Origin of the sequence: Granulicella sibirica (assembly GCF_004115155.1) — a bacterium.
Taxonomy (GTDB): Bacteria; Acidobacteriota; Terriglobia; order Terriglobales; family Acidobacteriaceae; genus Edaphobacter; species Edaphobacter sibiricus.
The window spans coordinates 12,912-32,584 of sequence record NZ_RDSM01000006.1; the positions used below are offsets into that span (position 1 = coordinate 12,912).

Here is a 19,673-nt window from a genome sequence, read left to right on the forward strand (position 1 = left end):
TATAGCGGCGTGAAGCTCGCACGCATCGTGCTTCACCAAACATCCTATCGAGGCCTTCCATGCGGATTTCTCCATTTCTGCTTCCCGCTTACAAACCGTTTCTGGTGGCAGCCGTCGTCTGCCTTGCATGCGCACTCTTTGGCATACTCAGCACATCTGCAGGAAGCTTCTGGGATCTTAGCGTCCTCTGGCATACCGCATCTCACCGCAGGGTCACCCCGGCCGACACCCATCTTCTGCTTGGCTCATTGTTTGTAATGGAAGTTCTCGCTGCCCTTATCCTCGGAGGCAGTTCTAGCATCGGTGTCACTAATCTTCCACCGGATACCGCCCGAGCACGCTTTTTGCTCACGCGTCCGAAAAGCCGTTCGAGTGTGTTCCTCGCTCCATGGCTCCTAGCAACGGCAGGCCTCTGCTGCATTCCGGCATTAATCGTGCTCATCACCATTGGTTGGCTCGCGCTCGTGCATGCTCCCGTGCTGGATCATCTTGTCGCTATTGCCCAGATCATCCCGCCCTATGTAGCTCTGAGTGGAGCGCATCCAGGCCTTATCCCCCTGCTTGCCTCATTACACATGGGGGCACGTTACCTCGCTGGCTTTTCACTCGGCATATGCATTGTTTCGCTCTTTCATGCTAAACGCTGGCTCATCTTTAGTAATAACGCGGCGATCAGATCGTGTGCTTCCTTCAGCACCTCACTTATCTACTTCATTCCGGCGTTGATTATGTTTTCTAAACCTGTAGCTTCCGTGCTTCTACTCTTGCCGGGCAGCTTCACTTTACCCTCAGTCCTGAACATTACCCTGCATCTCGGCTTTGCCGTCGTCTTGTGTGTCTTCACGCTACGCTTCATCCACAAGGTTGAGATTTAAGCGCTGCTAAACTTCAATGCCTCTTACGTCCCTTGATCAAGGCGAGCGCGCGGCGCAGCTGATTATGGCTCGGTGCATTCCGGAAAAGTAAGTGGCAACGCCATTCCCATGGGGCTCTTTTCCATATCCTCGATACAGCTGACCGGCCCGGTGGATACTTGATCTGAAGTACGACATCCCCACTAAACGTTTACTGCTGTCGACAATCAGCAGTGCGGAGCTTCAACGTCAGTTTCAATGGAGTTTGGGGGCGCCTCGCCCCGAGAAGATGACGGTCGTGATGCGCAATACTTCCTGCGTGTCGGCAATTGGGAGCCAACGATGAACTGCGGGAAGAAACGAAGAAACAGTCCATTGGGTCATAATCCACAGGGGCAGGGAACAGCGTACTGAGTGAAACGGTCGTTAATGAGATGGTCCGCCGCTAGATTCTCTCTGGGGGGAAGAACGATCTTTGGCAGATTTAACTGAGGAGGATCATCGACATGCAGATTCACTCGATAGGGATTGATCTTGGCAAGACGAACTTTCACCTTGTGGCACTCGGTATTGATGGCAAGGTGCTGATCCGGAAAAAGTTCAACCAGAAGCAACTCATCACGTTCACGGCGAACCTACAGACCACTTTGATCGGGATGGAAGCTTGCTCCGGAGCGCACTTCCTGGGACGAGTGTTGCGGTCGCAAGGTCATGATGTGAAGCTGATCCCGGCCCAGTTCGTGAAGCCATTTGTGAAGGCCAACAAGAACGACTTCCTGGATGCGGAAGCCATTGCAGAGGCGGTCGATCGGAAGAACATGCGCTTTGTTCCGATCAAGACGGACGATCAGCTCGATCTGCAGGCGCTGCATCGGGTGAGAGATCGGTTGATTGCGAGGCGCACGGCAGTGATCAATCAGCTGCGAGCCTTCCTACTCGAGCGCGGGATGACGTTTGCCAAGATGCCGGCCAAGCTCAAGATTGCGATGCCCGAGATCCTCGAAAACGCAGAAGCTAACCTAACCCCTCGCATGCGGAGCCTCGTCAGTCTTCTTTGGAGTGAGTGGAAGGAGCTTGATCAACAGATTACCGTGATGAACACGGAAGTCGAGCAGATCGCCGCCTCAGACCCGGCCTGCGAGAGGTTGCGCAAGATTCCGGGGATCGGGCCGCTGATCGCCACCGCAGTTGTCGCTTCGATCGGCAACGGTGCTGCTTTCCGGAAGGGGCGAGACTTTGCATCTTGGCTCGGCCTGGTGCCCCGGCAGTACTCTACGGGAGGCAAGGCCCGGCTGCTTGGGATCAGTAAACGCGGCAACCCATACCTGCGCAAGATCCTCATCCACGGTGCGAGAGCTGCTGTCGTACGCATGAAGCGAGAACGGTCGTCTTTTGGCCCATGGATGGATGCCCTTCAGACAAGAGCACCCTTCAACGTTGTCGTTACCGCCACGGCCAACAAGCTGGCACGCATTGTCTGGGCGGTACTGTCAACCGGCGAGGAGTTCAGGCCTGGTGGTCGCCTGCTCGTTTCCTAACAGTTTGCAGTTGAACGCTCATCGCGTCCAACTCTAACCCACTCTTCCTCGAAGTCTGCAGCGAACAGCAAAGACGAAAGAACAGTCACAACGGCGTGCTTCAAACCTGATCACTGAAATGGCCATCAAGGCCGTGACGTTTATAAGGTAAGCACGCAGCGGAATTCTGGACGGTGATCTCCTGGTTGTGGATCGAGCAGCAGCACCCGATAACGGCTGCATCGTTGTGGTCGCCGTAAATGGCGAGTACACCGTAAAACGCTTAAGGCGTGGACCTGACTGCATATGGCTCGATCCGGCCAATCACCTCTACCAGCCGATCCGCGTCTCGATTGGCGAGGACCTACACGTCTTCGGCGTTGTGAAACACGCCATCCACACCCTGCGATGAGTCATGACAGAGGTCTTCGGGATAATCGACTGCAACAACTTTTATGTCTCCTGCGAGCGTGTGTTTCGGCCCGACCTCGAAGGCGTGCCCGTCATCGTGCTTTCAAACAACGATGGCTGCGCAGTAGCAAGGTCGGCGGAAGCAAAGGCCCTCGGGATAAAGATGGGAGATCCCGAGTTCAAGATTCGCGACCTCATCAAGCGCGAGAATGTGAAAGTCTTCAGCAGCAACTATGCCTTGTACGGAAGCCTGTCCGGAAGAGTTACGGATACGCTGCTCTCGATGGTTCCGACTATAGAGACCTACTCGATTGATGAAAGCTTCCTGAACCTGGGCGAGTTCCGCGAAAGGGAAGTGGAGCCTCTTGCGCGAGAGCTGCGCGAGCGCGTTCGTCGCTGGGTAGGTATCCCAACGTGCGTCGGCATCGGCACGACCAAGACGCTCGCCAAGGTCGCCAATTTCATTGCAAAAAAACGTCCGCAGTATCTCGGCGTCTGCGATCTTCGTTCCAGCCAAGTGCGGGAAGAGCTGCTTTCGACGGTGCCGGTCGATGAAGTGTGGGGGATCGGTGCAGCGTCGGCGGCGAAGCTCGCCAAGATAGGAGTCCAGACGGCTGCCGATCTCGCTGCTCTCGACCCGGACAATGCGCGGGCGCTGATGACTGTGATGGGGGGCCGTACCGTCTACGAGCTGCGCGGGATCTCCTGCCTGCCACTGGAGCTAATGGAGCCGACCAGAAAGGGAATTGCCGTTACCCGCAGTTTCGGGGCTCCGGTCACAACCAGGCGCGAGATGCGCGAGGCCATAGCAAGCTACGCCACACGAGCAGCAGAGAAAATGCGGCGCTACAAGGTCGCCGCCGACAACATCTTCGTCTTCATGCACACGAACAACTTCAATAATGACCCGTTCTACTCGAATGGAGCCTCGGCACGGTTCGCAGAGACGACCAACGACACCGGGGAAGTGGTCGCCCTGGCCGTGCGCCTGGGCGAGAGACTCTGGCGAGACGGCTTCCGCTATTCAAAGACAGGCATCATGATTACCGAGTTGCTGCCCGAAACCATCCGGCAACCGGCTCTCTGGGGCGATCTCGACCGAGAGAGAAGGGAACGGGCCTGGAAAGCGATGGACAAGCTCAACGCGACCCTCGGGCGCGATACCGTCCGTATCCTCGGTGCCGGTCCCAAGAGTGCCGCCTGGAAGCTCAGGGCAGAGCATCGCTCGCCTCGGTGGACAACGCGGTGGGATGAACTGCCAAGAGTCCGGTCACACTGATAAATGGCTAAATGGATATCCGTTTATGCGGATGATTGGTCAGGGTTTAGGGGGAGGAAGGAATCACCAATAGTTTTTCTTCTTCCGACTATGTGTCTTAAAAATACCTGAGCACATGGGAAGTGCTCTGTTCAATGGAGAGAGAGGTTGTATCCAGGATCTCGTGCCCAAACTCCTTGGCCTCGAGATGCAGGTAGCGGCTCCAACCCCGCATCTGCTCATTTACCAGCTCGGGATGTCCTCGCTCAACGAGCCTGTCATCGCGGCGTGCATCTAAACACTCAACTAAGATTATGCGAGCGTTCTCGATGCCGTGTAAGGTAAGCGCCTCGTGAATGAATTTGATCCTCAATTGAGCCTCAAGAAGTACAGCTTTTCCGGCCTTCAGCTCTTGAGCAATCACTCCGAGCCAATGGAGCGCGAAACCTCTCTGTAAGGGTCCACCAGGTTCGTCCATCGGACCGTAACCTGCAAGGATTTCGTCGGAGGGCAGGCCTATGCGGTCCCCTTGATAAACAGCAATTTCCGGGTGCGATTCTCCGATGGTCTGCGCGATGGTAGTTTTACCCGCCCCAGAAGCGCCAGTCAGAATTACGAACGCCGTCGGCATTGCTCTTCTCCTTGCGCTTGGATGCGTAGCAAAAACAAAGGGAAGGGAAGTGAGATTCGCATTGCGTCCACAAGGATCTACCTCCGCATCCTCGGTGCCGGTCCCAAGAATGCTGCCTGGAAGCTCAGGGCAGAGCATCGGTCGCCACGATGGGCAACGCGATGGGATGAACTGCCGAGGGTTCGTTCAAACTGATAAAACGATATCCTAATATCCGTTTATGCGGATGGGCTTGTCCGTCCCAACAGGCGGCGGTGTAGCGGTCGTTCATCGAGACTAGAATCTGAGCGACCTCGAACTCGATGAACTTCAGGCAAAATACGAAAAGATCAAGGCCGGGTGCATGACTAGAGGCTCGAAAACTGGCCCCAAACAGCCGTAGAATCCACCAATATACTTACGATTGATCCGAGGAGAACGATGAACGACCGGAAAGAGGTGAGGGTTTTCGTGGTCGACGATGAGACGGTGATTGCAACGACACTCACCGCGATTCTTAAACAGACCGGATTTGACGCGGTTGGTTTTACGAACCCCCTCAAAGCGCTGGCCGCCGCCGATGACAAGAGTCCAGATCTCCTCATCTCGGATGTCGTTATGCCCCAACTTTCCGGCATCGATCTTGCGATTCAGCTCAAAGAGAAAGCTCCCGCCTGTAAGGTTCTTCTCTTTTCGGGGCAAGCATCAACTGCCGACCTGCTTACCTCGGCCCGCTAAGGAGGACATGATTTCGCACTCCTATCCAAGCCCGTCCACCCTACTGATCTCCTAAATGCCATTCGAACGCTGAAAAGCTAGGCTCGGTCCGATTGACCGCTTCCTCGGGCGGTTGTTGCGAGAGACAACCCGTCCTTTGTGGTCAGCATATGATGAGAAGGCTTCTAACATCATGGAGATAGACCAATGGCATTGAAGACAGTTTTGATCGACGAATTGCGCGATATGTACAGCGCTGAAAACCAACTGGTGAAGGCACTCCCAAAGCTCGCGAAGGGCTCGAAGAACCCGAAGCTGAAGGCCATCTTCACCGCACATCTGGCCGAGACCAAGGGCCAGGTCGAGCGTTTGAAAAAGGTGTTCGCTGAGCTGGGCGAGAAGCCGACCGGCCAACACTGCAACGGGATGGAAGGCGTGATCGAAGAGGGCAAGGACGCCCTGGAGAAGGACGAAGAGGGCTCCTCTTTTGAAGCTGGGCTCATCGGAGCCGCGCTCCGCACCGAGCACTACGAGATCGCAGGTTATGAGGCCTGCATCTCGATGGCGACGGCTCTGGGATTGCCGAAGATCGTCAAACTCTTGAACTCAAATCTGAAAGAGGAACTCGCCGCAGCCAAGAAGATCACCGCTGCTGGCGCCCCGATTATGAAACTGAGCGCCAAAGAGCCTGAGACTCCGAAGGAACCGAAGTCGGGCAAGGAGAAGTATTCCGCCAAGAAGAGCAAGGAAGACGAGGCGAAAGCGGCACCCGATCTCGTCGGTGAACCTGAACCCTCGGCGGTATAAGCCCTCTGCAGGTCTCTAGCGAACGAATCCAGCAGGACTGAAGTCGTTCATAAACATACAAGCCTCCCGCCCCGGACAGGGCGGGAGGCTTTTGGTTTGAGAAGCAGGCTGTCTTCCTTCGTCGCGGCTGGTCGCCTAAACGGTAGCTGCGACTGCGCTCGCCCGTTGGGAAATCTCTGAAAGGAGATGGTCGGCGTGCTTCTCCTCTGCCAGGGTCTTCTCCAAGGTGGCCGCGTGGTTGGAAAGACCAAGCTGGATGGCCCAGTCGCGGGCGCTGCCGTACGAAGCTATCTCGTAGTGCTCAATTTTCTGAGCCGTGGCGATCAAACCGGCGTCGCGAACAGCACCGGGATCAGTTTCCTTGGTGATGTTTTCACCGGAACCGACGATCGCGGTGAGAATGGGGTCCTTCTTGTCATCCACATCGCCCTCGTTCACATCCCCGATGAGGTCTTCGAGCCGTGAGACGTGAACCTCTGATTCCTGAAGATGAGATTGAAATGCTTGCTTGAGCTGGAAATCATCAGCGTGTTCGATCATGTCAGGCAGACCTTTAACGATCTGCTTTTCGGTTGATAGAAGATAACGGAGTTGGGCCGTATAAAGCTCGCGAAGGCTTTGAAAATCGTTCGGGGTAATGAGTCCCATTTTGTTTCACCTCATTCAGTTTTCGGCATGCTCGTGCCTGCTCTTGAGAAGTGACAAAACGGGGTCAGGTTGTATCGAAAACGCCCAAATGCTTCGTGACACCGTGGGCCCGGCAGCGGCGAGGACACCTTCGTAAAGACCGTTGCATCGAACTGCGAGGAATGTACAACCTGGAGGATTTCTTATGGCCAATGTGTTCGTGGAAGCGCGTCCCAAAGGACGTCCAGAAGGTTCGGCGATCGAAGGTTACGTCGTCGAGGATCACACCGAAAACGTGCTGGGCTCGTTCAATACGCAAGAGGAAGCTATCGCCTGGGCTAAAGCGCATCATCATTCTCCCGTAGTGGCTCGCGTGCGTTATCTGAACGACAAAAAGAAGCCGGATCACTGGCGACCGGCCTAAAACGGCCTACGCACTCAAACAACCGGCGCCTTGCCTGAGAAGATCGGACGCAGGGCTGGCCCGAGAAGGGCGCGCCTGACTTCACTAGCAAGGGGCTCGAAGAGGTTCGCGGTCTCGGGGGAGATGTGAACACAGGAGAACATGAGGATACAGAAAAGGTCCCCCGAGGGAAGGAGACCTCCGAAACCGAGCACGGAATGAATGCCGAAGGGAACGACGAAGCTGGACTGTGCGGGAATGAAATCGCTGTCGAGAGCCTCCTCTACGTGGAACACGCGGAGGGTTTGAGGGGTGGAGGAGCGGCTAGGATTGGGCTCGGGGTTAAGAAAGCTGTGAGGGTCTAAGCCGAACTGAACAACGAGGCGGGCAATCATGGGAGCGCGGGCCAGGATAGCCGTGGAGGCTAGGGGGATAGCCTTATGACCTCGAGAGCCGAAGCGAGTATTCCATTCGGGTTGGTCGCCACGGGTTGCGAGCAGAGTGAGGCACAACACGTCCTCGTCCGATGGGGATCCCCCCAGAGGCCGGAGGGCCACCTCACGCAGGTCGGCCGGAAGATCGCCAAGACGGTGGGTCTTAAAGCAACGGATGAGTGCACAGGCGGGTTTTCCGAAGGGCGTCTGGAAGCTGCGGTAGAGGTATTCGACCACCTCGTTGGCGGCTTCTTCCATGGAGGTGCTTGCCTGCCCGAGGAGGCGGAGCGCGGTGGTGGCGCGAGTTCGCTCGCAAACATCGAATGTGTCGAACTGGAATGTATCTGATAGGCTATGCACGACGAAAAGCTCCAGGTGATAACTGAAAGTCTTCGAGGAGCGAGATTTTATGGTGCCACATCGAACGGCGTTTGGCGAGACTGCGGCGGTTGGATCGTACGATACGAGCCAGGATCGCATCTGACCCGCCCCGTGCCCCTGAACGATCTGAGAGGGAAGTGATTAGCTAGGGATGGTGCGGATTTGCTCAGAATGACGACCGTGATGGCGGCTAGGTTTGATAATTCATTCGGATGATGGTCCTCATAGGCGCACGGCCTGGGCGAAATCAACTTCCGCTCCTTTGCCTCGATGCTATTCTTTCCTCACCTAAGCAGAGAACTGTTGGCCCTGTACAAAACGTTCGGGCCTCAACTCGATCTCGCCAGTAATTTGAACGACCAAAGGACAAGACATGGAGCAGGGAACAGTGAAATGGTTCAATGATGCCAAGGGGTTTGGCTTCATCAGCCGTCAGAATGGCGAGGACGTATTCGCTCATTACTCAGCGATCGTCTCCAGCGGCTTCAAGAGCCTTCAAGAGGGGCAGGCCGTCCAGTTCAACGTGGTCAAGGGACCCAAGGGCTGGCAAGCCGCAGACATCCAGCCGCTCTAGCGTTGATCCGCCTGTCAGCATGAACTGATAAGCCGATATCCATTTATGCTGATAACACTTTGAAGAGAAGGTCCGCGAGTGATTTCTTATTGACGGAACCGTCAAATAAGGCCGATACTTGAAGAGTCAGCGTATGAGCGGAGCGGCGTAAGCCGTGGCGCTGATCCCGCCAGTAATGGTCCCTTCCACAGTGGAGGGATAATCAAGAGGCCCGAGCAGATTCACCCAAAAGCCCCGTTTGGGGTTTTTGGCGTTTTAGACGTGGATTGCTCGATTATTCAGCGTGTTGTGCAGAATGACGTAGAAGTCGATAACCATCCCTTTTGGTCTGCTGCTTCCGTAATTTGCCTCGCGCACATAAGCGCTTTCTACGTGGAGGAAGATCCGCCCCCTGCCTGGTTTCCAGACGCGAAAAAACACTTCATACTCGATTTTGCTCCCATCGCCAGCGATCATTTCGATAGTGAAGAAGTTGCCGTATCCGGTCTGTTGGCACCGGCTCGTTGGCAGTTTCGCAATGATGTCAGGAAGGAGTTTGGAAAGCTCCCAGCGCCCAGCGTCAAATATGCGGCGGTCGCCCTCATGGTCGAAGCCTAGTCATGGATAGCCGTCTAGGTGAGCACTCCATGACGCTAAGTCACTGCACCGGTGAGCTGGAGTTCTAGGGGCCGGTGGCAATCACCGTAAGCCTTATTCAAGCCACACCAACACCTCTGGGTCGGGCTGATCTGCCACAGGTGTTCTACCGAAGTCATCGCTTTCGCAGGTTTTCCAGGCCAATAGCCGGACCAGAAATCCTGCGCTTGGACCGGCCCTTGTGGAAGCTGCACCCAATGAGTGTACGGGGCCTGCTCAATGATTTGCTCGCCAGGCCTGGGCTGGTAGAGAACGATCGTTTGGCCCGCGAACTTTCGGCAAAGCCGTCGCGTTCGCAGCCAGATGAGGTGTTTGGCTACATATTGTGTTAGCTGGTCGAGAAATTGAGTGTAGAAATCATACTCATCACTGAAGACCATCTCAGCGCTTGAAAAGACACATAGGCCCGGTAGAGGTCTACCATTGTGCAATATCGCTTGGTCTCCGCGTGGGTGCGGATGAATTGTTGTATCTGAGTAGTAGGGCTGGAAGCGGGGTTTCAGCAGGTAGGCTCGGGGCATCGCATTGTCCTGGATGCAGAGCATGACCTCACATCGGACATTCATGTTTACGAGAAGCGGATCTGCCCAATGCGTGCCTCGTTCCTGGGATGGTCGAATCACGCCTTCAGATATCCACAGAGGGCGCTCTGCTTCCATGTCACGCAGAATAGAGCGAGCTGGCGAATCGCTCTCAAAAGGTCTTAGAAGGCCACCCCAAGCGACCGCGGTCAGCCCATCTGCTGGCGCATCCACTGGAGAGAACTGTGGATAGTCGGTTGTAAGTGTCACCGATTACCCTTCCACACTTTGCTGACGGCATGTCCTCGGTGGACAGAGACCGGTCGGTATGGCTGTGGAGGTGGTGTTGGCAGGTGATGACACACCGGCAGGCGACCGAGGTTATCGGACTTCACGCCATCACGATGTGTTTCGAGGAACTTGTGATTACCGTGATGCGCAACTCGAACATCCGCCTCATGTCCGCTCGCATCTCGGACCTTGAAATGGAGAGCGCCAGCGATGATGGCTGCAATTGCTTGCTCCTCGGTGTAGTGTTTTTGCGTTCCGGAGACACCATCGGTGCCACCAACCTCGGCGATACTTCCATTTGAAGCATGTTTAATGCAGTTTAGATAGATCATCTGTTTCCGTCCTTTTCGCTGTAGATTTGCATATAGTTCATCGCTGTATGGCAGTTCATCCGGCTTGCCGGTTTGCCCTCACACATAAAGCGGGCGAGCCTCTCCCTTTTCGCCGATGCTCGGCGAAAAACTTCACTTTCGTTCGCTTTATACGTAGGTCGCCTCGCGTGAATGTTGCTGGTACCCAGTCCGTTGACTACAACCGTCTCGCCCAGAGATTGGCAATCCATGCCTGTCTTTTTTTGCGTTTTCTCGCTGTCGACGCTGAGACGAGAGTGATCGATGGGATTGGCAAGTCAGCAACGGACTTTGCTGCCGACACGATCCTCTTGTTTGTTGATGGCCAAGTCACATGCGAAGGCGATGAAGAGGCGGTCTTTGCCTGCCTCCGTCGTGTCATGGAACGGGACATCCTGGATGTGAAACGCCTGAAAACCGTAAGAACGGTCTCGAAGGTGGAGCCCATCTCAGGTTCGGCGTCAAAAGACGGTACTCTGCTCGTTGGTTTGGATGATTTCGCCTCCAAGGATGACGTCGGTGGAACGGTCGAGGACAGTATTTACAAACAGCATCTATATCAACTGCTGGAGAAAGACGAACCCGAACTATTTGAGCTGGTGTTCGCGGTTTGTGACATGAACGCGCTCACTCCGAAAGAAATTGCGGAGGCTATTGGAACCACTCCAAGCGACGTCCAAAACAGAAAGAAGCGCCTGCGCACTTTTGTTGCGAAGAACACGCTATTGAGAACGACCTTGAAGGCATCCGTATGAAGAATCTGAAAACGATCTCCGATCAGGATCGTGCTCTACTAGACCAAATAGACGCGCTCATTGGAAATTCTGAGGTGTCACCGGCAGCTCTCTCGTCTGAAATGACGGCTCTTGGCATAGATCCAAGTGAGCTTCAGCAAGCTGTGTTCCAACGCCTTCGTAAGGTTGCCACGCAGAAGTACTCCTCAATGGGCAATGATGCACCACCGCTAATGAGTGAGGCGCTGAAGCAAACGCGCCCGCTTACAGTTCAAGAAGAGCAAATCGTCCGCTCCGAACGGGCCGCGTCGCGTGTGCAAGATTTCTTGTCGTCTCTCAAGAATGGCGGTCTGTTTCAACAGCCTCTCGCTTATGCCCCTGCCTATCGTAATAAGCAAGAGGACGCGACGGACGATGACGAGCTCTTGCGCGCACAGCAGGAAGATCTCGACAACGAAAGCGAGCGCTAGGTATGACGGAGGAGGCATTGATTGCTGCGGCTCTGAGGAAAGAACTGCAACTGCCTCCTCGGATAGACCTCGATGCGCTTGCAAGAGACTTGAGGCTGAGAATCTTTGAAGTTGATTCCAAGTCGTTTGACGGCGCGTTGCTTCGAAGTTCGCGAAAGCGGGCCGGGAAAATTCTACTTCGAAGAGGGTTCCGAGAAGATGGCAGACGTCGTTTTACGATTGCCCATGAGATCGGGCATTATCTGCTGCATGCAGACATGCAAAAGCCCTGCTCGCCTCTCGTTATTGAAAGCTGGAGGGACAATCAGCCGAGGGCGGAACTTGAGGCTGACACCTTCGCTTCGGAACTTCTTTTACCGACAAATGATGTTGTTGGCTGTGTCGCAAAACGGTGGCCGTCCCTTCAAGTCGTAAGCGACATTGCGAGAACGTTTGGCACAAGCATGATGGCAGCAGCCCGCAAATTTTGCGATGTTGCCCCACAGGCATGCGCCGTGGTTTGGAGCACGCAGCGTCAGATCCGGTGGTTCCATCCGTCCCCGACATTCACGCATTTCATCCGACCTGGGAACGAAGTAGGCTTTGACACCCAAGCTTTTCGTGCTTTTCAGGGCAATACACTTCCGGACGAAATGGAAGAAGTGCCTGCGGAGGGCTGGATCAGCAGCACTTGGCTCCGAAAAGAAGCCGTAGTCTCTGAGCAGTCGCAGTCCGTCCCTTTTTACGAAGGATGCCTATCGCTTGTTTGGGTACGCAGGCCGATTGAGGATCGCCCCACGGAGGAAGATGAACTTTTGCCCGAGTTGGAACCAGAGGGGTTCACTATTTGGCGCTCGAAATGGCCAAGATAGAGGTCCATAAAAAATTTCGAAAGATCTTGCGTACCCAGTCCATCAAAACCCTGTACCTTACTGTTATTTACCGCTCTTTGTTCTGTTGTCGAGCTTGCAGAGCATTTGGCAATTTGCAGACACCGTCTTGCCTCCCTTGCTCCACGGGACTATATGGTCGGCTTCCATCCCGCCTATTTCGAAGTATTTGTTGCAGACAGGACAAATGCCTTTCTGCTTCTCGTATATCGTCACCTGCGTCTTCTGGTCAAACCCACGCAAGTTGAGCGTTTTGTCATTGCCCGTCAGCAGGTACTCGTAAATACCCCTCTTATTGTCCACCTCGTCGTCGCTGATTAGCTCGATGATGCGTTGCTCCAGCGAAGCCGCATTCAGCTTATCGCCCCTGTGCCGGTTGTAGAACGCTCCCCAGTCAAGCCCCTTCATGAGTTTTCGATAAGTCGGGAAGATGCGCTTCACCCACGCGATCACCTCCTGAAAATATTGCCACAACTCCTGTGAGTCGGAATCGAGCTGGTGAAGGCTCATGTAGCCCTCAATCTTGCCCTTAGAAATCCACTCCAGCGCTTGTTCTAAGTAGTCCTGGCGTAGAGGGGTCCCGTTCACATACTTCTCACCAATTTGGTAGGCAGGTCCCGCAGAGCGCGAAAACCACCTCTTCGCGTCTGAGAGCCAGGGACCCGTGTAAATTGCGTTACGCAATTCCTGATCGGTCAGTTTCTCGCCCGCAATGTTGATGATCTTGAACCAAGAAAGCTTTTCGTCCTCCGTTCCATCACACACATAGACGGAGAGTTCGTAGTCGAGAACCTGCTTTTTCTTCTCAGGCGTCAGGTTGTTAAAGAACCTTGGCGAGCCATCAATTTCGACTGAATAGTCACCCATAACGTATTGGCAAATGCTTACGGTACGCTGTTGACCATCCATAAGCTCGAATCCATCGCCTGCTACAGCCCAGTACATCGTATTGAGCGGAAAATCTTTCCTGACGGTGTGGATAACTTCATTCCGCTGGCTCTCTTTGTATATGAACTCGCGCTGGAAGGCCGGGCGAATGTTTAGGAGACCACCGTAGCCGACCACGCCACCTTCAGCGTTGTCCTGGTATCCGTCGGTCAACTCACGGACGGGAATGCCCTTGAGACGAATGTTCAACGTGCGGCCTTCTTTCTAATAACTATTCGGTCAAAAAGGCACCGATAGGTGCCATCACCATTGGGGAGATAGAAACTTCCGCCGCCGCGTTTGGTGTAGGTATTTCTCTTTGCAAACTGATGCATTGGTGATCCAAGCGCGTGGCTCGCGCCGATGATTTCGAACTGATCGGGATTGTACTTCGCAAGAAACGTGATCGGGACCCCCATGGCTCCTTCATAGTCTTCTGGGATATCGCTCACCTTTCCGACCTCGATCGCATCGTAATTTACATAAGTTGGATATGCCTCAGAGCTGTATTTCTTAAAGAGGGCCATCTCTTCATGGCGCTTTGCCAAGTCGAGGTTGGTAAACCAACAAGCATTACCCAAGCTCCGCCATTTTTTGCCGTCTCCATCCACCCAATACCGTGTTTCTCGCGCTTCATAGTGATCGGGAACCTGGAATGCCATGTCTCCGCTTTTATTCCCTAGCCAAAGCCTGTTCCCCTGGATCAGTTTGAAGACTTCCGCGTAGCTGATCGCATTTTGACTGCCGACAATCAGAAACTTCTTGTCCAGGAGAATGAGTTGTGCCAGGAATTCGCGGAACAACGAGAACGGCGGATTGGTGATGATAATGTCCGCCTTCTTCATGAGCTTTATGCACTCGGCGCTTCGAAAATCGCCACCGCCATAAGCGGCGTCGCCTTTGAGTGGGCGCGACGTATTAGCGTCGTTCTTGAGGAGGTATTCCACGTCGGACAAGTCGATCGCTCCATCGCCATTCTGGTCCGGGACTTGGTTAATCTCAATCGCGTATGGTTCGCGGCCTTCCGGCTTGAGGCCTTCTATATCGAAAAGCGGCAAATGAGCGCCAACTATGGATGATTTTGTATAGCTGGTGACGATTAGCTTCTTGAGGCCCAGCTCGTTGAAGTTGAGCGCGAAATATTTAAAGAAGTTGCTTTCGAACGGGTCATCACAGTTGCAAAGGATTGTCTTGCCGCGTAGCTGCGACCTGTAGTGCTTGAGTTCGTTGCTGATGTCTCCAAGCTGAGTGTAGAACTCATCCTGCTTGGCGTCCCGAGCCTTGCTCAGACTTCGATTCTTGATTTTCTCTGCCATTCAGGACTCAGTATAAGCGAACCAAGTGGAACAACTTTGGCGACAGGATGTGTCGAGTGCATGGAGATCGCCGGTGCTTGCTGAAGCGAGGCAATGTCGGACTGCTTCGTTGAGGTATAGCCCAGCATTACGCCGCTCGTGTGACAGATTAGCGTCTCACAAGGGTTCCATTCCTGCTATTGTGACAGAGGATGGTCAGAGCCTTAGAACCTAACGCGACAAAAGGGAAGCGGAGAGCTGGTCAGTTGGTGGGCTACCTTCGTGTCAGCTCATTGGACCAAAAAGAGCTTCGTCAGCTTGAGGGGCAAAAGCTCGACAAGCGCTTCGTCGATAAAGCCTCGGGCAAGGATCTGCATCGGCCACAGCTCGAGCAGCTCATGGGGTACGTGCGCGATGGTGATACCGTCATCTGCCACGCCATGGACCGGTTGGCCCGGAATCTGGATGATCTGCGAAAGATCGTTCTTGGACTGACGGAGCGCGGCGTCCACGTCCGCTTCGAGAAAGAGAACCTTACGTTTACGGGTGAAGATTCTCCTATGTCGCATTTGCTCCTGAGCGTGATGGGTGCTTTTGCCCAATTCGAACGCGATCTAATCCGCGAGCGTCAGCGAGAGGGGATCGCCCTGGCAAAGCTTCGCGAAGGCGCCTATACCGGGCGCAAGCACTCCCTCACGCCGATGCAAGCTAAAGAACTTCGTCGTCGCGTCGTAGCTGGCGAATCGAAGACGGCGCTTGCAGGCGAGTTCGGCGTCAGCCGGCAAACGCTTTACAGATATATAGAAGGGGCGGGGAAGTGACGCGACTGCTGATTGGGAAGGACGGCTTCACGCTTCCGATCGAACTGGTCACGTCGACGCAGGCGATTCTGGCCCGCAAGCGCAGTGGCAAAAGCTATACGGCGTCAGTCCAGGCTGAGGAGCTGCTTCGACACAAACAGCAAATTGCTACGATCGACCCGACGGGGGCCTGGTGGGGCTTACGATCCTCAGCTGCAGGCGATGGGCCGGGATACCCGGTCGTCGTCTTCGGCGGGGATCACGCCGATGCTCCGCTCGAACCGCATGCCGGTCGAATGCTGGCTACAGCACTCGTGGAGCACGGTTTCTCGGCGATCTTCGATGTTGGTCTTATGGTGACGGAAGACCAGATTCGGTTTACCTCTGATTTTTCGAGTGAACATCCGTAAGGACGCTCACAGCCTAACCCACGGTCGGCGCATCGGCGCCGGTCACTGCATACTGACTGTTAGCGGCAGTTGAGTGCGGTATGAGGGGCGAGACCTACAGTAGACGAGACGCAGCTCCCCTTTGTGAAGACTTTCGGTGATGGGCCACGTTAGGTGCTTGTGCGAGGACGAAGTGGAAATGCCAGGGCGTGGACGGGTGCTCCGAGAAGTAGGATGGTTCTACGCGCTGACCTTCGCGTTGAGTTGGGGTGGATGGATGCCGGCATTGCTCCGACAGTGGGGTGTGCCGGGATTCCAAAGTGTCCTTTGGCTTGGGCTGACTGCGCTTGGAGCCGCTGGACCCGCAATCGCAGCGTGGATTGTGGACCGAAGGACGTTCGATAGCTTTCGTCGAGGAGTAGGTTGGCGCTGGCTGCTGACTGCCGCACTCATCCCGGCTGGGCTACTGCTGACGACAAACGGACTTAGCTGGGCCCTTCTGGGCTTGCATCCTCGAAGTGGCGTGCAAGGTTGGCCAATTGTTTGGGTCACGACGATGGCGGTCGGAGCAAACGTATGGGAGGAAGTGGGTTGGAGGGCATATGCGCTGCGACGGCTTGAGACTGTCATGCAGCCGTGGATGGCGGCGATGGTTGTCGGCGTCTTTTGGGGGGGGTGGCATGTGCCGCTTTTCCTATCGGACTGGAGCGGAATGGTGCAGATTCCGTTTGGGTGGTGGGCGTTGCGGATAGTGGCAACATCCGTGATCATGACGTGGATCTTCAACCGTACCGGCGGCAGTCTGTGGGCTGTCACCGTATTTCATGTCGGATCGAACGTGTGGGCGGCTTGGACCGGAGTGTGGTCGCATTGGATGGAGGCGGTAGTGGTTTGGGTGGTGGCGGGTGTCTTGCTTTCGCGCACGGGAGGATGGCTAGGTCGGTCAGGGCATTGCAGAGAGCTAAGCGGGTAGAAAGACAATCACGCTTCTCGGAGGGAGGCTTCGACTGGCGCGAGAATCGCCAATGCGCGTTTCGAGCCCTGTCTAAGTTGGAAACGCCCATTATCCTGCTCTCGCTCGTTGACTCTAACCACCCATATGGAGACCAGAAGAAGCTGACCCTACCTTCAAGAGCGATCAATGGAGACCCTACATGGGCGCGATCGCAAGTCGGCCACTTTCGGTCAACGCACCACAGCGATAGACATCATATGGCCGATCGCCGATCCAGGAATAATACAAAAGCCCCGTGACCCTCTTTTCCTGTGCGAGTTGGCGGAAATCCCCCATCATTTCCTCCACGAGCAGGCCGCGCGCTTTTTCATCCGAAGGACAAGCTTTACTGTTGTTGGCGAATCCCCATTCCGTAATCCAGCAGGGTTTGCTGCCCGGCGAGCATACTGGTTTGACCAATCCCTGAAAGCGCCGCTGCCGATGGACTGCAGAAGTCTTCTCGCCCGGGCCATCTGCCCAAGGATAGGTGTGCAGGTTGTAGGCATCCACCAGTTTGTCTAAGCCATTTGCACGAAAGAACGCAATGGTCGCGCCTACGCTGACCCCGTCATAATTCTTCGGCGTTGGCCATGGTCCTTCCTGCTCGATATCGACCAGGCTTGTGGGAAGCAGCGGCGTGTGCTGGCTGAGCTTTGAATGATCGCGGACCTGCTTAAGCGCAGTTAGCTCCTTTAGGTATTGCAGGTAGCCCTTGGCAACTTGCTGTCCTTCAGGATCGTGATAGAGTTCGTTCAGACCGAGGACTCTGCCTTCGCCGGGCAAACGGAAGTCTGGGTTATTTCCAGCCATATTGATCTCATTCTCTAATTCCAACCCGGCGAGAACAATTCCATTGGCGTCGAGCTTATCCATCACCTGCTGAAAATATTGCCGGGAAAGATCAGGATCGAGGTAGGATAACGGCGGACCTTCCCACATGCCCGGAAAATCCTTCGGACGATAAAGTCGCACGGGAGCATGGGGTGCATATTTTCCGTGGAGGATCAGGACAGTCGCAATATTCTGGGCATAGGCCCGCTTCATAAAATCTATGTTCTTATCCAGATCCTCTTCGATCCCAAACCTGATGACGCGGATGCCTGCGGATTTGAGGTGAGCAAGGCCAGCATCCTGGTCTGCTGCGCTGAATTGCAAGGGATGAACAAAGTTGACGCCACGGACGACGTTCTGAGCAATGGCCGAGCCGAATCCGGACAACAAAGAAAGAGATGTTAGGGTGCAGAGAACTACTGAGAGATCAAATCGTTTACCTGTAGGCACGAATCTCTCCTCCATTTTAACGGTCAGTTTGCTTACTGCTCCAGGACATAGCCAAGTAATCGCTCCGAAGCTCCAAGCTTCTCGCAGTCCGGTTCATTGGAAGCGAAATGGGACTGATCGTTGGAGTTGTAGCAGCGGTAAAGCGGGATCGTTCCTGGTTGCGCTTTCGCGTACACCCAACCCGCTGTGCGCAGGCGTTGATAGTTGTTAGCCTCGCAAAATCCTTTCTCTGCGAGCAGATGGTCGGGATGCCCAGGTCGCTGACTGACGCAATCTTCCAGTTCGACGGAAGGTGTGGCTGCATCGGCAACCGTCATCAGATAGCCGGACTCTTTTTCGAGTGTGTAAGCGATGTAATTGCCGGGAACGGCCGCCGTGGTAGACCAGCGATCACGCAGGGCTGCGTCATACCAACGAGCTAACAACACACCGACTTGCGGAGTCACAGGTTTGCTCGACACCGACACGGTCACATCGCGAAAGACAAGATACTTCTTATCGGCTCCTTCATAAGGGGGCCAATAGGCATAGACCAGCATCCAGGAGTTCGATAGTTGATTGCCGCCTGTCTTGGCGTCGAGCACAACGGGATAGGCATAGACCTCGGATGGATCGGGGCGCTTCCAGATGCCAGGATCCAGATCCAAAAGCGGCTCGGGCATAGGTGTAAAGGTGGTGTGATTGGCAGAGAAGAAAAGTCCTATTCCGCCACGGACCCATCCTAGCAACATCGTCTCGCCGCTAGTCGTCCAGCGGGCGGCGCTTGTGCCAAGACCTCTGCCAAGGGATGTCGCGTCGCCGCCAAGTCCAGGCTGATCCCAGTTACCTTGAAAGAACTTCTTCCAGTTGCCAGGCCCCGGGCTGGAAACTGGAGCCCGGGCCACAATCACCGCGCCATCTCTGGGACGTCCACAGTAAAGATAGTAGTAGCTATCGAAACCGTTCAGTGTAGTGCAATCACCTTCGCCTGTGTTCTTACCTACAGCCGGGGCGTCTGTGCCAGTGATGATCTGTCCTAGGTTTTTCCAGGTCAGGCCATAGTCGGTCGAGGTGGCAAGTGACATGGATTTGTGGGTCTGGCCGATCTGATAGCGGCACGTCGTCTCATCGTGAACGAAGCCGAGGATTACGTTACTGGCAGGTTCCACATGCTGTATCCATTGTCCGCAGGAGTAGTGTGTTCCGGGCTTGCCCGGAGAGAGTACGGTTCGCTCAGGGCTACCCATGTCCCATGGATAACGCCCATCGATAACGCGAGTATCGCCATGGGCATCAAATCCCCGATAGCCTCCGTTCGGAAGTTGAATCTCCGAAAAACGATTGTCGGCGATATCAGCCGCCGGGCCACGCACAACACGCGGAAGACCAACACGAACACGGAGGCACTGCATGCAGAGAGCAGGGACCGGCTGCACATTTGCTGTGCTCTGTGCACAGACGGCGCCGGACAGTAACGAAAGAACTCTCAAAGTGCAGAGAACTCCGAGAACGTAAATCGGCTTGTTTTTCCGCATGCAGTTTAT

General features: G+C 54.8%; 25 protein-coding genes. 16 read left to right on the forward strand and 9 right to left on the reverse strand.

From position 1 onward, the window contains the following. Nucleotides 1-59: 59 nt before the first annotated feature. The 4 genes from GRAN_RS23355 (at nt 60) to GRAN_RS23370 (ending at nt 4,061) form a co-directional block, all read left to right on the forward strand. Nucleotides 60-875 carry a hypothetical protein gene (locus GRAN_RS23355; RefSeq protein ID WP_128915490.1) on the forward strand — a complete coding sequence of 272 codons (816 nt, stop codon included), beginning with the start codon at nt 60-62 and terminating at the stop codon, nt 873-875. Nucleotides 876-1,360: 485 nt separating this feature from the next. Further along, nucleotides 1,361-2,392 (forward strand): IS110 family RNA-guided transposase, encoded by a 1,032-nt coding sequence (locus tag GRAN_RS23360; protein WP_128915491.1) that lies wholly within the window; start codon nt 1,361-1,363, stop codon nt 2,390-2,392. 166 nt (nt 2,393-2,558) lie between these two features. Next, nucleotides 2,559-2,783 (forward strand): LexA family protein, encoded by a 225-nt coding sequence (locus GRAN_RS23365; RefSeq protein ID WP_277751252.1) that lies wholly within the window; start codon nt 2,559-2,561, stop codon nt 2,781-2,783. Between the two features lie 3 nt (nt 2,784-2,786). Next, the gene (locus tag GRAN_RS23370) at nt 2,787-4,061 is read left to right on the forward strand and encodes a Y-family DNA polymerase (protein ID WP_128915493.1); all 1,275 of its coding nucleotides are present in this window, start codon (nt 2,787-2,789) and stop codon (nt 4,059-4,061) included. A 97-nt stretch (nt 4,062-4,158) separates the two neighbouring features. Here the strand turns inward: GRAN_RS23370 and GRAN_RS23375 are convergent, their stop codons facing one another. Next, nucleotides 4,159-4,671 (reverse strand): ATP-binding protein, encoded by a 513-nt coding sequence (locus GRAN_RS23375; RefSeq protein WP_128915494.1) that lies wholly within the window; start codon nt 4,669-4,671, stop codon nt 4,159-4,161. 21 nt (nt 4,672-4,692) lie between these two features. On the opposite strand from GRAN_RS23375, the gene GRAN_RS27165 reads away from it, so the two are divergent. The 3 genes from GRAN_RS27165 (at nt 4,693) to GRAN_RS23390 (ending at nt 6,174) form a co-directional block, all read left to right on the forward strand. Further along, nucleotides 4,693-4,866, forward strand: coding sequence for a DUF4113 domain-containing protein (locus GRAN_RS27165; protein WP_128915495.1), 174 nt, complete (start codon nt 4,693-4,695; stop codon nt 4,864-4,866). Nucleotides 4,867-5,091: 225 nt separating this feature from the next. Beyond that, the gene (locus GRAN_RS23385; RefSeq protein ID WP_338323469.1) at nt 5,092-5,388 is read left to right on the forward strand and encodes a response regulator; all 297 of its coding nucleotides are present in this window, start codon (nt 5,092-5,094) and stop codon (nt 5,386-5,388) included. Nucleotides 5,389-5,574: 186 nt separating this feature from the next. Next, nucleotides 5,575-6,174: a YciE/YciF ferroxidase family protein gene (locus GRAN_RS23390; protein ID WP_128915496.1), complete on the forward strand. Its 600-nt coding sequence runs from the start codon at nt 5,575-5,577 to the stop codon at nt 6,172-6,174. Nucleotides 6,175-6,309: 135 nt separating this feature from the next. Here the strand turns inward: GRAN_RS23390 and GRAN_RS23395 are convergent, their stop codons facing one another. Then, the gene (locus tag GRAN_RS23395) at nt 6,310-6,822 is read right to left on the reverse strand and encodes a YciE/YciF ferroxidase family protein (RefSeq protein ID WP_128915497.1); all 513 of its coding nucleotides are present in this window, start codon (nt 6,820-6,822) and stop codon (nt 6,310-6,312) included. Between the two features lie 184 nt (nt 6,823-7,006). On the opposite strand from GRAN_RS23395, the gene GRAN_RS23400 reads away from it, so the two are divergent. Further along, nucleotides 7,007-7,225, forward strand: a complete 219-nt coding sequence (locus GRAN_RS23400) for a hypothetical protein (RefSeq protein ID WP_128915498.1) — start codon at nt 7,007-7,009, stop codon at nt 7,223-7,225. A gap of 14 nt (nt 7,226-7,239) precedes the next feature. On the opposite strand, the gene GRAN_RS23405 is transcribed toward GRAN_RS23400, so the two are convergent. Further along, nucleotides 7,240-7,998, reverse strand: a complete 759-nt coding sequence (locus GRAN_RS23405) for a hypothetical protein (RefSeq protein WP_128915499.1) — start codon at nt 7,996-7,998, stop codon at nt 7,240-7,242. A 394-nt stretch (nt 7,999-8,392) separates the two neighbouring features. On the opposite strand from GRAN_RS23405, the gene GRAN_RS23410 reads away from it, so the two are divergent. Then, nucleotides 8,393-8,593: a cold-shock protein gene (locus tag GRAN_RS23410; RefSeq protein WP_128915500.1), complete on the forward strand. Its 201-nt coding sequence runs from the start codon at nt 8,393-8,395 to the stop codon at nt 8,591-8,593. 372 nt (nt 8,594-8,965) lie between these two features. After that, a complete protein-coding gene (locus GRAN_RS23415; protein ID WP_161571136.1) occupies nt 8,966-9,190 on the forward strand; it encodes a hypothetical protein in 225 nt (74 codons plus the stop codon). A gap of 35 nt (nt 9,191-9,225) precedes the next feature. Here GRAN_RS23415 and GRAN_RS27170 read toward each other — a convergent pair whose 3' ends face one another. Next, the gene (locus GRAN_RS27170; RefSeq protein ID WP_421800882.1) at nt 9,226-9,888 is read right to left on the reverse strand and encodes an SEC-C metal-binding domain-containing protein; all 663 of its coding nucleotides are present in this window, start codon (nt 9,886-9,888) and stop codon (nt 9,226-9,228) included. Between the two features lie 128 nt (nt 9,889-10,016). Further along, nucleotides 10,017-10,373, reverse strand: coding sequence for a DUF3892 domain-containing protein (locus GRAN_RS27175; RefSeq protein ID WP_128915502.1), 357 nt, complete (start codon nt 10,371-10,373; stop codon nt 10,017-10,019). 167 nt (nt 10,374-10,540) lie between these two features. Between GRAN_RS27175 and GRAN_RS23425 the strand changes: the two genes are divergently transcribed. The 3 genes from GRAN_RS23425 to GRAN_RS23435 are packed head-to-tail and all read left to right on the forward strand — an operon-like array spanning nt 10,541 to nt 12,446. Next, nucleotides 10,541-11,146 (forward strand): hypothetical protein, encoded by a 606-nt coding sequence (locus GRAN_RS23425; protein WP_128915503.1) that lies wholly within the window; start codon nt 10,541-10,543, stop codon nt 11,144-11,146. After that, nucleotides 11,143-11,595, forward strand: coding sequence for a hypothetical protein (locus GRAN_RS23430; protein WP_128915504.1), 453 nt, complete (start codon nt 11,143-11,145; stop codon nt 11,593-11,595). Before GRAN_RS23425 ends, GRAN_RS23430 begins: the two co-directional genes overlap by 4 nt. 2 nt (nt 11,596-11,597) lie before the next feature. Further along, nucleotides 11,598-12,446, forward strand: coding sequence for an ImmA/IrrE family metallo-endopeptidase (locus tag GRAN_RS23435; protein WP_128915505.1), 849 nt, complete (start codon nt 11,598-11,600; stop codon nt 12,444-12,446). Between the two features lie 63 nt (nt 12,447-12,509). Here GRAN_RS23435 and GRAN_RS23440 read toward each other — a convergent pair whose 3' ends face one another. Together GRAN_RS23440 and GRAN_RS23445 are read right to left on the reverse strand one after the other, a co-directional pair. Next, complete coding sequence (locus GRAN_RS23440; protein ID WP_128915506.1) at nt 12,510-13,601, reverse strand: HNH endonuclease family protein; 1,092 nt, start codon at nt 13,599-13,601, stop codon at nt 12,510-12,512. After that, nucleotides 13,598-14,707 carry an adenine-specific methyltransferase EcoRI family protein gene (locus GRAN_RS23445; protein WP_128915507.1) on the reverse strand — a complete coding sequence of 370 codons (1,110 nt, stop codon included), beginning with the start codon at nt 14,705-14,707 and terminating at the stop codon, nt 13,598-13,600. Before GRAN_RS23445 ends, GRAN_RS23440 begins: the two co-directional genes overlap by 4 nt. A gap of 248 nt (nt 14,708-14,955) precedes the next feature. On the opposite strand from GRAN_RS23445, the gene GRAN_RS23450 reads away from it, so the two are divergent. From GRAN_RS23450 to GRAN_RS23460, 3 genes are all read left to right on the forward strand, one after another. Next, nucleotides 14,956-15,507 carry a recombinase family protein gene (locus tag GRAN_RS23450; RefSeq protein ID WP_479680606.1) on the forward strand — a complete coding sequence of 184 codons (552 nt, stop codon included), beginning with the start codon at nt 14,956-14,958 and terminating at the stop codon, nt 15,505-15,507. Next, a complete protein-coding gene (locus tag GRAN_RS23455; RefSeq protein ID WP_128915509.1) occupies nt 15,504-15,896 on the forward strand; it encodes a P-loop NTPase family protein in 393 nt (130 codons plus the stop codon). The genes GRAN_RS23450 and GRAN_RS23455 overlap by 4 nt, the downstream gene beginning before the upstream one ends. 178 nt (nt 15,897-16,074) lie before the next feature. Further along, nucleotides 16,075-16,848 carry a CPBP family intramembrane glutamic endopeptidase gene (locus GRAN_RS23460; RefSeq protein WP_161571137.1) on the forward strand — a complete coding sequence of 258 codons (774 nt, stop codon included), beginning with the start codon at nt 16,075-16,077 and terminating at the stop codon, nt 16,846-16,848. A gap of 177 nt (nt 16,849-17,025) precedes the next feature. Here GRAN_RS23460 and GRAN_RS23465 read toward each other — a convergent pair whose 3' ends face one another. Then, entirely contained in the window at nt 17,026-18,150 is a 1,125-nt protein-coding gene (locus tag GRAN_RS23465) for a hypothetical protein (RefSeq protein ID WP_128915511.1), read from the reverse strand. A gap of 32 nt (nt 18,151-18,182) precedes the next feature. Continuing rightward, complete coding sequence (locus tag GRAN_RS23470) at nt 18,183-19,664, reverse strand: hypothetical protein (RefSeq protein ID WP_128915512.1); 1,482 nt, start codon at nt 19,662-19,664, stop codon at nt 18,183-18,185. Nucleotides 19,665-19,673 lie beyond the last annotated feature (9 nt).